The organism is Metabacillus herbersteinensis (genome assembly GCF_042433335.1).
Taxonomy (GTDB): domain Bacteria; phylum Bacillota; class Bacilli; order Bacillales; family Bacillaceae; genus Metabacillus; species Metabacillus herbersteinensis.
The window spans coordinates 14,979-29,496 of record NZ_JBHLVO010000018.1 but is presented as its reverse complement, the minus strand read 5'-3'; the positions used below and the strand labels follow the sequence as shown (position 1 = coordinate 29,496).

16 protein-coding genes and 1 pseudogene are annotated in these 14,518 nt (G+C 38.7%); 12 read left to right on the top strand and 5 right to left on the bottom strand.

The features are described 5' to 3' along the window. Nucleotides 1-195: 195 nt before the first annotated feature. Nucleotides 196-588 (top strand): alpha/beta hydrolase fold domain-containing protein, encoded by a 393-nt coding sequence (locus tag ACFFIX_RS17795; protein WP_378936361.1) that lies wholly within the window; start codon nt 196-198, stop codon nt 586-588. Between the two features lie 603 nt (nt 589-1,191). Here ACFFIX_RS17795 and ACFFIX_RS17790 read toward each other — a convergent pair. The 4 genes from ACFFIX_RS17790 to ACFFIX_RS17775 form a co-directional block, all read right to left on the bottom strand. Continuing rightward, entirely contained in the window at nt 1,192-1,389 is a 198-nt protein-coding gene (locus ACFFIX_RS17790; protein WP_378936359.1) for a hypothetical protein, read from the bottom strand. A gap of 286 nt (nt 1,390-1,675) precedes the next feature. Continuing rightward, nucleotides 1,676-1,966 carry a hypothetical protein gene (locus tag ACFFIX_RS17785; protein WP_378936358.1) on the bottom strand — a complete coding sequence of 97 codons (291 nt, stop codon included), beginning with the start codon at nt 1,964-1,966 and terminating at the stop codon, nt 1,676-1,678. Nucleotides 1,967-2,815: 849 nt separating this feature from the next. Next, entirely contained in the window at nt 2,816-3,223 is a 408-nt protein-coding gene (locus ACFFIX_RS17780; RefSeq protein WP_378936356.1) for an ester cyclase, read from the bottom strand. A 31-nt stretch (nt 3,224-3,254) separates the two neighbouring features. Beyond that, nucleotides 3,255-4,034 carry an MBL fold metallo-hydrolase gene (locus ACFFIX_RS17775; RefSeq protein WP_378936355.1) on the bottom strand — a complete coding sequence of 260 codons (780 nt, stop codon included), beginning with the start codon at nt 4,032-4,034 and terminating at the stop codon, nt 3,255-3,257. Between the two features lie 112 nt (nt 4,035-4,146). Here ACFFIX_RS17775 and ACFFIX_RS17770 point away from each other — a divergent pair, with 112 nt between their 5' ends. The 8 genes and pseudogenes from ACFFIX_RS17770 to ACFFIX_RS17735 all read left to right on the top strand — a co-directional run bounded on the left by ACFFIX_RS17770 (nt 4,147) and on the right by ACFFIX_RS17735 (nt 11,214). Then, a complete protein-coding gene (locus tag ACFFIX_RS17770) occupies nt 4,147-4,575 on the top strand; it encodes an Lrp/AsnC family transcriptional regulator (RefSeq protein WP_378936353.1) in 429 nt (142 codons plus the stop codon). Nucleotides 4,576-4,680: 105 nt separating this feature from the next. Beyond that, nucleotides 4,681-5,148 carry an SDR family NAD(P)-dependent oxidoreductase gene (locus tag ACFFIX_RS17765; protein WP_378936351.1) on the top strand — a complete coding sequence of 156 codons (468 nt, stop codon included), beginning with the start codon at nt 4,681-4,683 and terminating at the stop codon, nt 5,146-5,148. Then, nucleotides 5,145-5,429: an SDR family oxidoreductase gene (locus ACFFIX_RS17760; RefSeq protein ID WP_378936349.1), complete on the top strand. Its 285-nt coding sequence runs from the start codon at nt 5,145-5,147 to the stop codon at nt 5,427-5,429. Before ACFFIX_RS17765 ends, ACFFIX_RS17760 begins: the two co-directional genes overlap by 4 nt. Before the next feature lie 171 nt (nt 5,430-5,600). Beyond that, complete coding sequence (locus ACFFIX_RS17755) at nt 5,601-5,933, top strand: metal-sensitive transcriptional regulator (protein ID WP_378936347.1); 333 nt, start codon at nt 5,601-5,603, stop codon at nt 5,931-5,933. A gap of 74 nt (nt 5,934-6,007) precedes the next feature. Next, complete coding sequence (gene copZ, locus ACFFIX_RS17750; protein ID WP_378936345.1) at nt 6,008-6,214, top strand: copper chaperone CopZ; 207 nt, start codon at nt 6,008-6,010, stop codon at nt 6,212-6,214. A 73-nt stretch (nt 6,215-6,287) separates the two neighbouring features. After that, nucleotides 6,288-8,695, top strand: a pseudogene (locus ACFFIX_RS17745) (heavy metal translocating P-type ATPase). A gap of 217 nt (nt 8,696-8,912) precedes the next feature. Continuing rightward, nucleotides 8,913-9,530 carry a nitrite reductase gene (locus ACFFIX_RS17740; RefSeq protein ID WP_378936343.1) on the top strand — a complete coding sequence of 206 codons (618 nt, stop codon included), beginning with the start codon at nt 8,913-8,915 and terminating at the stop codon, nt 9,528-9,530. 205 nt (nt 9,531-9,735) lie between these two features. Beyond that, a complete protein-coding gene (locus ACFFIX_RS17735) occupies nt 9,736-11,214 on the top strand; it encodes an MFS transporter (protein WP_378936341.1) in 1,479 nt (492 codons plus the stop codon). 465 nt (nt 11,215-11,679) lie between these two features. Here ACFFIX_RS17735 and ACFFIX_RS17730 read toward each other — a convergent pair whose 3' ends face one another. Then, a complete protein-coding gene (locus ACFFIX_RS17730; protein WP_378936339.1) occupies nt 11,680-12,360 on the bottom strand; it encodes a GntR family transcriptional regulator in 681 nt (226 codons plus the stop codon). 200 nt (nt 12,361-12,560) lie between these two features. On the opposite strand from ACFFIX_RS17730, the gene ACFFIX_RS17725 reads away from it, so the two are divergent. The 3 genes from ACFFIX_RS17725 (at nt 12,561) to ACFFIX_RS17715 (ending at nt 14,489) form a co-directional block, all read left to right on the top strand. Further along, a complete protein-coding gene (locus ACFFIX_RS17725; RefSeq protein WP_378936337.1) occupies nt 12,561-13,010 on the top strand; it encodes an OsmC family protein in 450 nt (149 codons plus the stop codon). A gap of 191 nt (nt 13,011-13,201) precedes the next feature. Next, nucleotides 13,202-13,537 carry a thioredoxin family protein gene (locus tag ACFFIX_RS17720; RefSeq protein WP_378936335.1) on the top strand — a complete coding sequence of 112 codons (336 nt, stop codon included), beginning with the start codon at nt 13,202-13,204 and terminating at the stop codon, nt 13,535-13,537. A 91-nt stretch (nt 13,538-13,628) separates the two neighbouring features. Then, a complete protein-coding gene (locus ACFFIX_RS17715; RefSeq protein WP_378936333.1) occupies nt 13,629-14,489 on the top strand; it encodes an alpha/beta fold hydrolase in 861 nt (286 codons plus the stop codon). Nucleotides 14,490-14,518 lie beyond the last annotated feature (29 nt).

The following is a 14,518-nucleotide window of genomic DNA, read 5'->3' as shown; positions in this document are numbered from 1 at the left end:
TGTTTATAATGGGTTTTGATATTGCTAAGCCAGGTATATCTTTTAAATAGGTATTCTTATCAATGTTTCTATATACTCAATAAAACTAATGTTCCGTTCATTAAAAGAAAACTGAGCCACTTAGTCCCGTGTTTCACTCTTTCGTTAACTGGCTCTACTTTCAACCAATGAAGAATTTGATCAATTTCTTCCCAAATGCTGATTTATCCAGTAACAAACCATTCTTATGAGACGCCTTCATATACAGAAAATGCAAATGGTTATTTGTTAACGAAGGATTCAATGGCTTGGTTCTGGAATCATTATTTACGAAATGAAGAAGATGGCAAAAATCCGTATGCTTCCCCTCTACAAGCTGAGGACCTTAGTGGATTGCCTCTTGCTTTGGTTGTTACAGCTGGATATGACCCATTACGTGATGAAGGGGTAGCCTATGCCAAACGATTAAAAGAAGCTGGTGTAGAAGTTGAAGAATCGAGTTACGATGAGATGATCCATGGCTTATTCTGGATGCCAGGTGTTTTAGATCAAGGGAAAAAATGCATTGAGCAGGTAGCATCAGCGTTAAGAAGGGCTTTAGAAAAGTAGAATAAAAATAGATGTTAAAGACACTTTGACACTTGAACTGCACCTCAACTGGAGGTGCAGTTTTTTTGTTCGCCCAGCATGGGCGAACACTAACGGGTGAAAGTCTCGAGTACGACCTTGTGTGAGTACATAGCTAAAGGCAAGGTGTCCATGGCGACGTGGAATCTGAAGGAAGCCCGAGGCAAACCTCTAGTCTGACCAACAGAAATCATATAAGAGGCAACGTATGAGGACAAAACTGCAAAAGAAGTTAAAAACCGATGACTACAACAATTATACGGTGTATATATGGCAAATAGATGGAGGGAAAGAGTACGTACCTTACTGAAGAAAAGGTGCCTGACCGTGCGGCCAAGCTTAGGTCATCATATATAGCGGGTGGGATTCCCGTCGAGAAAGAGCTAGCCACTCACTCGTAGCAAGTCTTGGAGGGTGTCAGGTAACCTACTCTTTTAAGCGTAGACAGTTAGATTGTGGGCCGAAAGCCAATTGAGGTTTAAGGATATAGCTCCGTAAGTGGTGACGGTAATATGAGGAAGCGGGCACAAACTTCCGGATGAATGAATGTATGAAGGGGACGAACGCAAAGGATAAACGTACTCCTTATTGATAAGGATGATGAAAATCCGCTAGTAGCGTTTCAACGTCGTTCGGATGCGGAGGTTTGGTTTGAATTGATAAAAAGAGATGCTCTGCTTCAAAATCTTCAGTAATCGACATATATTCTTTTAATAAGCGTAGTGTTTTTGATGAGAGGGGAACAATACGTGCTCGTTTTGATTTGGTCTCGTGCGGCTCCAATTGAATCGTACCATCCTTTAAGTCAACATTCTCTCTTCTAATTTAAATCAACTCAGAACAGCGGACCATGGTGTCCAGTAATACGTAGACAATAACCTTATCACGAAATCCCTTATAAGATGCATCATCAATTGCTTGTAGGAGCTGCTTAACGTCATTAGGTGTAAAGGATTCTAGTGTGTCTTCTTTTGTTTTAACAGGCTTAAACCGTTCATGAATAGGGTCGTCAATCCACCCTTCAATAAAACAATAGCGTAGGAATGCACGAATGGTCCTAATTCGAACGTTAGCGGTTACTAGTGATGGATTCCTTGTCGTGAAGCATGAAGCCTATATAACCCCGAAATAAGTCCGAATTTAATTGTTCTGCAACTATGTCTTCACCAAGATACTCCATTAAATAGTTGAAATGAGTATAATAATCATCCAGTGTACGCTTTGTCAGACCTTCCGTTTCTTTGTACAACATAAACCGTTCAAACATTTCAGAGAGTGAAAATGTTACATCATTTCTTTTAAGTGTACTGCGACTTGTAGAAGCACGTCGGAATTTTCTCATATCAGGTTTTTTGGACATAAATAAAAATAACCTCCTACTTATTTATTAGTAGAAGGCTAAAGACGACGTTTTCCCATAACGGTCTCGTCAAACGGTCTGCCGAGGTCACCCTCAAAACCGACAATGAAACCGTGGTACCCGTTTATATGTAAGATAGTTAAAAACCTTAATATGGCGGGACTGTGTAGGAATCGAACCTACCGGAGACGGCACGCGCCTCCCAAGCGGTTTTGAAGTTCTTGGTGGTATGTATTTTGTAGTATCACTAAGTGCTGTAAGGTGCTATGTAATAAGGATTTTATGATAGAGAGTCTTACGCAGTATCACTAAATTTTTTGAAATGGGCACCAAACTTGGCACCAATTTTTGTACGAAAAATACGACTAGAAATTCTGAGTAATTTTACAAATCAAGAGTTCAATTATTGAAGAATTGTTTCGAAAAAAGTGCGGGGACTATTATAATGTCTTAAGTGAGGGTGAGCTGTCACCGCAAACGTAACGTTCGTTAGATGACATAAATAATTTGGAGAGGCGCTTTGGGTAGTTTGAACTAATCAGTTAGAATAGTCCTCCATGATTCACTTCTATGTATTGCCCTGGTATTGCCAAAGTAATTGGAAATAAGATTGTTCTAAATGGAAACTACAATTGAAAAAGTTAACGTTATGCAAAAATTTGGCGCTTTCCTATGGTAAGGATCGCATCTTTTTTGTCTAGCCATGATTGTGGAATAACTCTTGTAGTACGTATTAGACATATACTGCGCAACAAAAATGTGTAGGGAAACGTAGACGACTTTAAAACAAGAAAAAGACCCCAAAAGGGTCAATTTGATAATATTAAATTTGATTTATATCAAAAATACTTAAGCATTAAGTTGTCGAAGAATATCATTTACATCAACATGTGATCTTTTCTCAATGATTTTACCATCAGCAATCCGCAGCTTCATCATAAGAGAGAATCTAACACTTTTCCCAGTAGCAGGAACACCAAAGAATGGGATACCTGTATGAGTTCCTTCAAAAATGAGATATACTGCTACTTGATCACCTTCAGCTATTATAGAATGAATAGGCATTCTAAAACCTGGAAATGCATCAAAGTTTTTCTTCTCTGATTCTACTAGGCCTTTTAAACCAGAAAAGGGTGTATCCAATTGCGGGTAGAATACAAAGTTTTCATGGCAAAAATCCTTAAGTTCCTCATAGTTTTCTTGTTCAATCGTTTCATAAAAACGACGAACTAATTCTTTATTAGCCTCAACCGACAAAATTATCTCTCCTTAATATAGTTCATTATATTTAAAATGAGTATGATTCACCATCAGCTGGTACTAAAATATTAGGGGAGATTCCTTTTTCATTAGCAAAACTTTTTAATTCTTCTCTTGATAATGTCCAATGATTCACAGCTTCCATGTGGACTGTGATAATTTTTGCGTTAGGAGCAGCCTTATAAACTTCATAGACATCATCTTTCCCCATTACTAAAGAACCGCCTACTAAGAATTGATTATCACCAGCGTTTACGACAATAATTTCAGGCTTATGTGTGTCAATTACTTCCTGAACTGCATCATACCAAACCGTATCTCCAGCAACATATAATGTTTTCTCCGAGGAGTGTTTAAAAACAACTCCGCAAACGTGACCAGCAGCTTTTAAAATTTCGCCTCTTCCGTGTTCTCCTTTTGTTTTAATCAATTGAACATCTTCAAAAACGGATTCCTCTTGTAAAACTTCTACATTTTGGAAACCAGCGTTGCGTATAACTGTTGTATCTTCTTCATTCTGGGAAAAAAGTTTAATGTCTTTTGGCAATACTTCTATGGCTGCCGGATCCCAGTGGTCAGGATGCAGATGAGTGACAATGACTGCATCAATATTTTGAATAATATTGTCAACGGATGTTGGCAAGCTTAACAAAGGATTGTTCTGATCTTGTCTTGGTGCTTCAGGTAAACCTACCGCAGGTCCAAAAGCAGGCAAAGTCCCTTTATCAGCTAACATAGGGTCGATTAAAAACTTTTTTCCTGCGTATTCAACGACAAGTGTTGCGTTTCGAATCAGTTGTATATTCATCTATTAAAACTCCTTTTCTTTAAAAATTGCTTCGAACAATGTATATTCTATACTATGACTCAATAAGGAATACATAGATTAAATAAAGTCTTTTGGCCATTTAACTTTATTTATGAAAGGAGTTAACAAGTTAGATAGAACGGATCTTCTTATCTTAGACGAACTATCCAAAAACAGTCGGATTACGATGAAAGAATTGGGCGAGAAAGTCCATTTAACTGGACCAGCTACTTCAGCTAGAGTGGCGAAATTAGAAGAAAATGGAGTTGTTCAGGGGTACACCATTAAAGTTAATCAAGAAAAAATGGGTTTTTCTATTCACGTAATTATACAAATTTATATGAAGGATACTCATCATCAACCTTATCTATCCTTTTTAAAGAAACAAAAAGATTATGTGATAAACAACTACATAGTTAGTGGAGAAAGTTACTACCTTCTAGAAAGTAAATTTCCCTCTAATGATAAACTTGAAGAATTTTTGGAAGATTTAGGTAAATATGTAAGCTATAAATTATCAATTGTTATTAATAGTAAATAGTGAACAAAATAACAATAAAGGTAACAATAAAGGGTGCACTTTATCAAAATTTTGAAGGGATATTGTATATAAGGGTAGTGATTGTTGAATAAGGAGGTTATTATAATGACAAATCAAATGAAGCGTTTTGAAAACAAGGTGGCGCTAGTGACAGGAGGACGTTCGGGGATTGGACGGGCCATTGCTCGCCGGTTACGCGATGAAGGAGCGACCGTGATCACCGCGCAACGCGGGGAAGACGAGGATTTTGAATCAATCGCGGCTGATTTCTCCAATCCGTATACACCGGAACAGATTGTTAAAGAAGTTATCGTCCGCCATGGGCAGCTTGATGTGCTGGTCAACAACGCGGGTATGATGCAGGAAGCCAGGATTGAAGAAATGACTCTTGAGGATTGGCAACGCAACCTCAACGTAAACCTGACGGGCCCCTTTCTAATGATCCGCGCTGCGCTACCCTACCTACGCAAGACGCGAGGCAGTATCGTCAATACCGGCCCGATTGAGGGGTTGGCCGCTAACCCCGGGCATGCGGCCTACTGTGCCACCAAGGCCGGGCTTCATGGGCTGTGACCCGTTCGGTGGCTGTGGACCATGGCCATGAAGGCATCCGCTGCAATGCGGTGGCCCCTGGCTGGATTGACACTGATTTGAACCTCGATTTCATCGAAAACTCACCTGATTCAGAGTCGTTCAGACGTGACATAGGGCGCATCCACCCTGTGGCCCGCACAGGCTCCCCTGGAGAGGTGGCAGCGCTCGTGGCCTTTCTCGCCGCCGATGAGGCTGGGTTTATCACAGGGCAGGTCTATACAGTGGATGGCGGCAGGATGGCCAAGTTGAGCCTCCCCTAAACCAGGGCAACTTCATCAAAAGTAGGAGAATCTTAATATCAGTACATTACTGATTATTAGGCTCAATACTATTGAAATATAGATTTAAAGTATTGAAAAAAATCAAGATTCTTCTCTTTGCATACCTTGCTAGGGTATGGTAAACTGATCATCAGTTAGGGAGGTGAGTTTATGGAAAACTCAGAGAAGGTAGAAACTTGCCATACAGAAGATGGTACCTCTTGTCGAAAAAGTCATCATCCAGAGCGTGTAAAGAAGGATTTAACAACTAGATTAAATCGTATTGAAGGTCAAATTCGAGGAATCAAAGGAATGATAGACAAAGACGTATACTGTGATGATGTGATTACACAAATTTCTGCAACACAATCTGCACTAAACAGTGTTGCTAAAATTCTTTTGGAAGGTCATCTAAAAGGTTGTGTAGTAGATCGCCTCTCAGAAGGTGATGTTGAGGTCTTAGACGAATTACTAGTGACGTTTCAAAAGTTAATGAAAAAATAAAAAACTTTATCTTTTATATACCCTTCCGGTGTATTTTAAACTAGAAAAAATTTCATTTAAAGGAGAGAGAACACATGAAAAATGTAACAATAAACGTAAAAGGAATGTCATGTGGACATTGTGTGAAGGCTATAGAAGGCAGTGTTGGTGAATTAGCAGGTGTTAACCAAGTTAGTGTCAAATTAGATGAAGCTTTGGTTGAAGTAGCCTTCAATGAAGCCCAAGTGTCCGTCGAAAAAATTAAAGAAACCATTGAAGATCAAGGATATGATGTAGAATAAGAGTGCTTCTATAGCACTCTCTCATTTTCGTCAAATTATACCCTATATAGGTATAGGAAGGTGTAACAGAATCATGAGTACAGACGCTAAAGCAGGAAGTAAGGTGAAAGAGGCGAGTATTCAAATTACAGGAATGACTTGTGCAGCGTGTGCGACCCGGATTGAAAAAGGGCTAAATAAATTGGAAGGTGTCGAGCAGGCATCTGTCAATTTAGCACTTGAAAAGTCATCTATCAAATATGACGCTTCAAAACTGAGTGAAGCTGATTTTGAAAAGAAAATTCAAGCACTTGGCTATGGTGTTGTGAAACAAAAAGCAGAATTTGATATTACAGGAATGACTTGTGCCGCATGCGCAACGCGTATAGAGAAAGGCTTAAATAAGTTGGAAGGTGTTGCAACTGCAAACGTTAATTTAGCGCTTGAAAAAGCTACGATTGAATTTAACCCTTCGGAAGTAACAATCGCAGACATTATTACGAAGGTAGAAAAGCTTGGTTATGGTGCACATCAAAAGCAAGAGGATAAAGAACAAGTTGACCACCGTGAAAAGCACATTAAAGATCAACAACGAAAGTTTATCATATCAGCGATTTTATCGTTACCGCTATTATGGACGATGGTAGGTCACTTTTCCTTTACATCTTTTTTATATGTACCAGACTTCTTAATGAATCCCTGGATCCAACTGATCTTGGCAACACCGGTACAATTTATTATCGGGAAGCAGTTTTATGTTGGTGCATATAAAGCACTTCGAAATGGAAGTGCAAACATGGATGTACTCGTTGCCATGGGTACTTCAGCGGCCTATTTTTACAGTGTCTATCAATCGATTGTTACAGTGGGAACACACCACGGACCACATTTGTATTTTGAAACAAGTGCGGTATTGATTACACTCATCCTTTTAGGAAAATTATTTGAAGCAAAAGCAAAAGGTCGTTCATCTGAAGCAATCAAAAAGTTAATGGGGCTTCAAGCAAAGACAGCGATTGTTTTACGTGATGGAATTGAAAAAGAAGTTCCGCTAGAAGAAGTCATGATTGGCGACACTCTTTTAGTAAAACCGTTGATGGTGAGGTACTAGAAGGAACAACAGCTGTTGACGAATCGATGTTAACAGGTGAAAGTTTACCAGTCGATAAAAAAACTGGTGATATATTATATGGCTCAACAATTAATAAAAATGGCTTCATCAAAATGACAGCTACAAAAGTTGGTCGTGATACAGCATTAGCCCAAATCATTAAAGTTGTAGAAGATGCACAAGGCTCGAAAGCACCGATCCAACGTATGGCGGACCAAATTTCAGGTATTTTTGTTCCAATTGTAGTGGGGATTGCCATCCTTACCTTCCTAGTATGGATAATATGGATTCAACCTGGTGAGGTTACACCAGCACTTGAAGTGTTAATTGCAATCCTTGTTATTGCTTGTCCATGTGCACTTGGTTTAGCAACGCCGACCTCCATTATGGCTGGTTCCGGTCGTGCAGCTGAATTTGGGATTTTATTTAAAGGTGGAGAACATTTAGAACAAACCCAAGGGATTGATACAGTAGTCGTTGATAAAACAGGTACGGTCACACATGGTAAACCTGTACTAACGGATGTTTTAGTAGCAGATGGTCAAGATGAAGCGACATTGTTGTCACTAATTGGGGCAGCCGAAAAACAATCTGAGCATCCACTCGCACAAGCAATCGTTGAAGGTATTCATGAAAAAGGCATTGAACTTGGGAATGTTCAATTCTTTGAAGCGATTCCAGGTTATGGGGTGCAAGCAACAGTTTCAGGTCAAGGAGTTGTCATCGGCACTCGAAAACTCATAGCAGTATGGTATTGATATTCAATCCGTTCTACCAACGATGGAAAAACTTGAGAGTAATGGTAAAACAGCGATGTTAGCTGGAATTAATGGCAAATATGCAGGGCTCGTTGCAGTTGCGGATACCATTAAAGAAACCTCTCGGGAAGCTGTACGCCGATTACAGGAAATGGGCATTAACGTAATCATGATGACAGGTGATAATGAACGTACTGCCCAAGCGATTGGTAAAGAGGTAGGCGTTGATTCGGTTATTGCGGAAGTCCTTCCTGAAGGGAAAGCAGAGGAAGTCAAAAACAACAGCAAGGAAAAAAAGTGGCAATGGTCGGTGACGGTATAAACGACGCGCCAGCACTTGCTACTGCTAATATCGGTATGGCCATCGGTACAGGTACTGATGTGGCAATGGAAGCAGCAGATATTACTCTTATTCGCGGTGACCTTAACAGTATTGCTGATGCAATTTTAATGAGTCGTAAATCCATACGTAACATTAAACAAAACTTATTCTGGGCATTTGCATATAACACTATTGGGATTCCAATTGCCGCAGTAGGATTGCTTGCACCATGGGTAGCTGGTGCAGCGATGGCGTTTAGCTCTGTGTCGGTCGTTGTAAACGCATTGCGTTTACAACGAGTAAAATTATAAAGATAAAAAAGTTGACCATTATTAGGGATACAATAATGTAGGTTGAGATATCTCTTGAGAAATCCTCTACTGAATAAAATATAATTTAAATAAGGAAAGGAAATTAACTATAAATAGTTGATATACCTGTCGCTATATTTAGTGGCAGGTATAATTCCGCTAAAACATATACCGTACCGGTGTATGGTAGATTGTTTGAAAAAGGAGGAAAATTTATATGAATGATGATGATAAAAAAATTAAGGTCGCCATAAATGGAGGAATTGGGTTTGGAGCTAAACTAAACTTAAAACAACTGCTAACCATTTCAAAATATATGAGTGAAGATGAGGAACTTGAGTTAACTACCTTCCAACAACTTTATATAGAAATTCCAGAAGATAAAAAAGATGAAATTATAGAAGAATTCCAAGATGTTGGTTTAGCTTGTTATCCGGTTGGAAACTTCGTAAAGAGCTTGAGAACCTGTAATTTTTGCAAAGGGGAGGAAGAGGAAGGAATGCAGGTAGCAAAAGAGGTAAATCGCCGCGTAGCAGGAAAACCCGTGCCTTTTACCCTAAAGATTGCTTATACAGGTTGCCCTATTGGTTGCGGTGAGCCAATGTTAAGTGACATCGGTATTATGAAGTTTAAAGATCATTTTAATTTATATGTTGGAGGAAAAGCAAAAGGGAAAGACGCTGTGGTGGGTTCCTTGCTTAAGGAGAATCTAACACCAGAAGAATTATACGACATAGTAGAAAAGATTATAGATGTATATTCACTGATGGGGAAAAAACGGGAGACGTTCTATAAATTTGTGAAACGGATAGGTAGAGATCAATTAATAAGTTAATATATTTCTATATCTTATTGTTGTGATCAAGTAGTTAAGTTAAAGCATTCACCTCGATTATATAAGTTGTCGAGTGCAAAATTAATATTTCTGAAAACCGTACTATTTACAAAGGAAACTCAGGGGAATTTTTAAATCGAATTTTACTGAGCCACATGTAATTTAATGAACTGGAAATAAATCCGAAATTGGAGGAGATTGGATTATGACAACACATTCACAGACGATTCCGCAAGCCGACCCTAAGCGCTGGAAAGCACTTGCTTTGTTGTGCATTGCGGGTTTCTTAACGATCATGGATACCTCAATCATGCAGGTTGCACTGCCAGTTATCAAAGAAGCGCTTGGCTATACTCAGGTGAATTTGCAATGGGTGATGAACGCCTATATTATTTTCTTCGGGGGACTTTTGCTATTAGGAGGAAAGTTGAGTGATTTGTTCGGACAACGGCGCATATTCATGTGGGGATTTGCAATCCTAACGTTAGCGTCTTTGCTTGCAGGACTTGCTTGGAATGATTCGGTGCTAAACGTTGCACGTGCACTCCAGGGGGCAGGTTCCGCCTTGATTACGCCGGCAGCAATGGCTAATATAATGACGTTGTTTGCCGCAAACCCAAAGGAAATGAATAAGGCGCTCGCATTCTGGGGCCTTTCCGGGGCAGCGGGCGGATTGGCCGGCATATTCCTTGGAGGTGTTATTACGGAGTGGTTGAGCTGGCGGTGGACGTTTCTAATCTACGTTCCCATCGGTATTCTGGTTATGTTTCTGTCTCTAAGGCTTCTACAAAAAGGTATACGAAGAAATGGCCGCATCGATTACGCTGGCGCTATCTCCGTTACGGCTGCTATAGTTCTGTTGGTCTACGGCATCGTGATCGCAGAACATAATGGATGGGGTTCACCCTCTACTATATGGACATTGACTATCGGGGCCTTGTTCTTGATCATATTTCTTATTATTCAGGCCAAGAAGAAGGAGCCACTTATGCCGCTGCGCATCTTTAAGATTTCCAACTTGGCCGCGGGTAACGTTGCGCTTGTTATGCTTAATGGTGTGTGGATTCCATTCACTTATTTCATGACTCTGTACTTGCAGCAGGTATTGCAATATTCTCCATTTTCAGCTGGAGTGTTCTTAATTCCTGCACCGGTACTGATGGCAATAACGATGATTTTTATAACTGGAAAATTAGTTGAAAAATTTGGTTTGAAAATGATTCTGATTGTTGGATTTATCGCACTTGGAGGTTCAAATCTATTGCTTTCCTTTTACACACCAGTAGATGGGAATTATTTGGCTAACGTCCTACCGCCTTTACTATTGGCTTCTTTCGGTAGGGCAGTAGCCTATATCCCAGCTCAAACGGCAGCTATATCGGGTGCCAAGCCAGAAGAGTCAGGGTTGGTTTCGGGAGTATATAATACTACTTCCCAGATCGGCTCAGCAATTAGCCTAGCCATTATGGTTGTAATTGCTGCAGCAGTAACGTCCTCTAGTACAGTAGGAAACTCGATTGTTGCTTTGAATGAGGGCTTTCAACAAGGATTTTTCTGGTCTGGAATGGTAGGTTTTGCAGGTGCTGTATTGGCGCTTTTGTTTATTCGCTCAACTAATCAAGAAAAAGCGAACAAGAGATTAGTTTCCGATGAAGAGAACGGGGAGAGAAAACACTTTAATTAATGCCGTTTGAAAAAAACAGAATAAATCTATTGTTTAATAATAAAAAAGTAGACGTGGTAACTCGTCTACTTTTTTATGAAAGCAAGAAGCAACTAAACTAGAGAAGCAGGATGTACATCTAATTGCTTGTTTGAAGAAACTTTGCCATGTGTTATTACGTTTAATTTTCTCCGTTTGTATTTGCATTATGGTTACTATTCCTATCTTCGCCTATCAAACATAGAAGTTTGTAGAGTAGCCCTGACAAAGTAAAAACGGGAAGGTAACTTTACGTTATTTATTTTGTTAATAATTTGCGTTTCCATCGGAGATTTTGTACCGTCTCCAATTGGATTAGATTTTTCTTTTATAGAGAAGTCTGTCCAAATTCAAGTTGAATTTATCTTCTTTACACTTTATTGGTAATGTACATTTCTCAAATTCTCTTCAGTATTGGACTTACCACTTTAACGTCCCTAGAAAATATCATTGTGGCCTCAACATGTTGAGTAACAGTGACACATCTTTCGTGGAACCAACGGAGATGACCGTTTTTTGAGCTGCATCCGCAAACTTCTTTACCTTCTCCGCCAGATCGGATCGTGTCACAATCACATCTGCATTATGAATAGCCTCAATAATGATACTCTCGAGCGACTCCGACACATCGATTGTATCAATTTGCGCGGATGTAATACGTTTTATTTCATCTAAATAAAAGATGCACGAACTTACCTTACATTCAATAAAGAGATAGCGCATCTCCCGTTTCAGAGGTTGTCCGAACAGCTGCATGTAGGCAAATCCGGACAACAACACGTTTTCAATGTTTAAACCTAACTCATAAGCATCCTTCATTGCTTGTTCCACAAAAGAAAAATAGGGATTTTGTAGTTTAAATCTCGCAATTTCATCCTCACAAGCAACTTTAGTTCCCCGTCCCTTTTGTATAAGCAAAAGACCTTCTTCTTTTAGTTGAGAATAAACTCCCTGAATCGTATTTCGGTTAATAGATAGTTGATCCGCCAACTGATTGGTCGAAGGAAGAGTATCTCCCGGTTTGAGTAAGTCTTTTCCGATTAACCATTTAATCTGCTCCTTAATTTGCACGTTGATGGGCAAGGGAGAGTGGGAATCAATTTTAAAAAGTAATCCTGAATGTTCCATATTTAAACAACCAACTTTCTGGGTTAACTAATCCTTTAGATAAGTCTAGCTTAATGAAGGTAACGTAAAAAATCAAGTTCTTAAATATAAGTTTGATCAACAGATAAGAAAAATAGTTGACATTACTACTGATTTTTGAATATTATATAAATGACTGGTTAACTAGATAACATAACAAAAGGTATTGAGGAGGAAATCAATTGGCTAATGTAAATTTAAACACTGTTTGGCATGGTAATACAAAAGGTAATGGTACAATTCAAGGTAATGGATTTGAAACAAACATCGCAATCCCTGAATCATTGGGTGGCAGTGGGGAAGGTGCAGAACCTAAAGGATTACTTGTAAGTTCTGCAGCATCTTGTTATTCAATGACTCTAGTTGCTATGCTTGAAACAAGAAAATTGAATGTAACAGGACTTACAATGAATTCCGAAGCAACTAATTCAAAGGAAGAGGGATTCAAGATTACACATTATCCAAATATTGTTTTGTCTGCTGATGCAACAGAAGAGCAAATTGAATCAGCTAATCGTGCGATTGTGGCTGCAGATAAAGGATGCGCAGTCGGAAATACGCTGAAAAAAGCAGATGTGCAAATTAATATTGAAGGTAAAGTATCTGTTGGTTATGGGGAAGGTATTATCTAGTAACTGCATGTATAAAAGTTCGAACTAGGCTAGTGCTAGAACGAATCTGGAAGGTATAAATTATATTATTATTAGTCATGTCAGCGTAAACGCGTTGACAGTTATATTTCAGGCCTTGATTATAAAACCCAGAAGGAAAAGAACGGGGGAGCAAAATGGTGAATTCAGAGAACCTTTAAAGGAGTAATAGGATGATAAAGCTAAATGAACTAACAGCAATGCAAATGGTAGAAGAGTTTCTTGAAAATCATGAAATGAGCTTCTTATACGTATCTACACCGGAGTGTAGTACGTGTCATGCTATATTACCTAAGTTAAGAGAACTACTGGATGATTACCCGCTTATCCATCTGGGGCACATAGATATTACCAAGGTAGAAGAAGTAGCAGAAAAATTCTTAATATTAACAGCTCCTATTATGCTTTTGATAATAGATCAAAAGGAATATTTACGAGAGGATCGTTTTGTTCGCTTTAATATATTAGAGGAAAAGCTAGGAAAGATTTATGAGATGTACATCCAGTAATCCAATTCGGATGCTCTGTTACAAAACTAAATACAAAATGATATCGTATTATTGCTTTGTAAAATAAAAAGAATGAATATGAGGTGAAAATATGTCAGTACAATACAACACTAAAACTATTAATAATATAAATATTTTCTATCGTGAAGCTGGAGATAAGAAGAATCCTACTATCTTATTACTTCATGGCTTTCCATCTTCTTCTCATATGTTTCGCAATTTAATAAATGAACTTATGGATGACTACCACATTGTCGCGCCAGACTATCCAGGATTCGGAAATAGCGATCAACCCGGAATCGATGAATATGAATATACTTTTGATAACCTAGCTTTATTAATATATCAATTTATCGAAGAATTAAAAGTAGAAAAATTTAGTTTATATGTTCACGATTACGGTGCCCCAATTGGATTCCGATTGGCAACGAAATACCCTGAACGTATTCAAGCCATTATTACTCAAAATGGAAACGCCTATGAGGAAGGGCTGTTATCTACTTGGGACCCTGTTCGTACATATTGGGAAAATCCTATTGAAGAGAATAAGATCCCTCTAAAAGGATTATTAACTGCTGAGTTTACTAAATATCAATATATGAATGGAACACGTAATCCTAATAAAATTAGTCCTGACTCCTGGAAACTCGATCAAACTGCATTAGATCGTCCTGGCAATGAAGAAATACAACTTGCTTTGATGTATGATTATAGAAATAATGTAAAACAGTATCCAGATTGGCAGGAGTTTTTTAGAACTTATCAACCTTCTACATTGGTTATATGGGGGAAAAATGACATGTTCTTTGGACCGGAAGGAGCATTAGCCTTTCATAAGGACCTTAAAGATTGTGATGTTCATTTACTAAATACAGGTCATTTTCCTTTAGAAGAAGAAGTAGAAACAAGTGCTTATCTAATTAAACAATTCTTAAGAGAGCGTTTAAGCTAGTAAACAAGGAGAGGCGTGGAGATATTTAT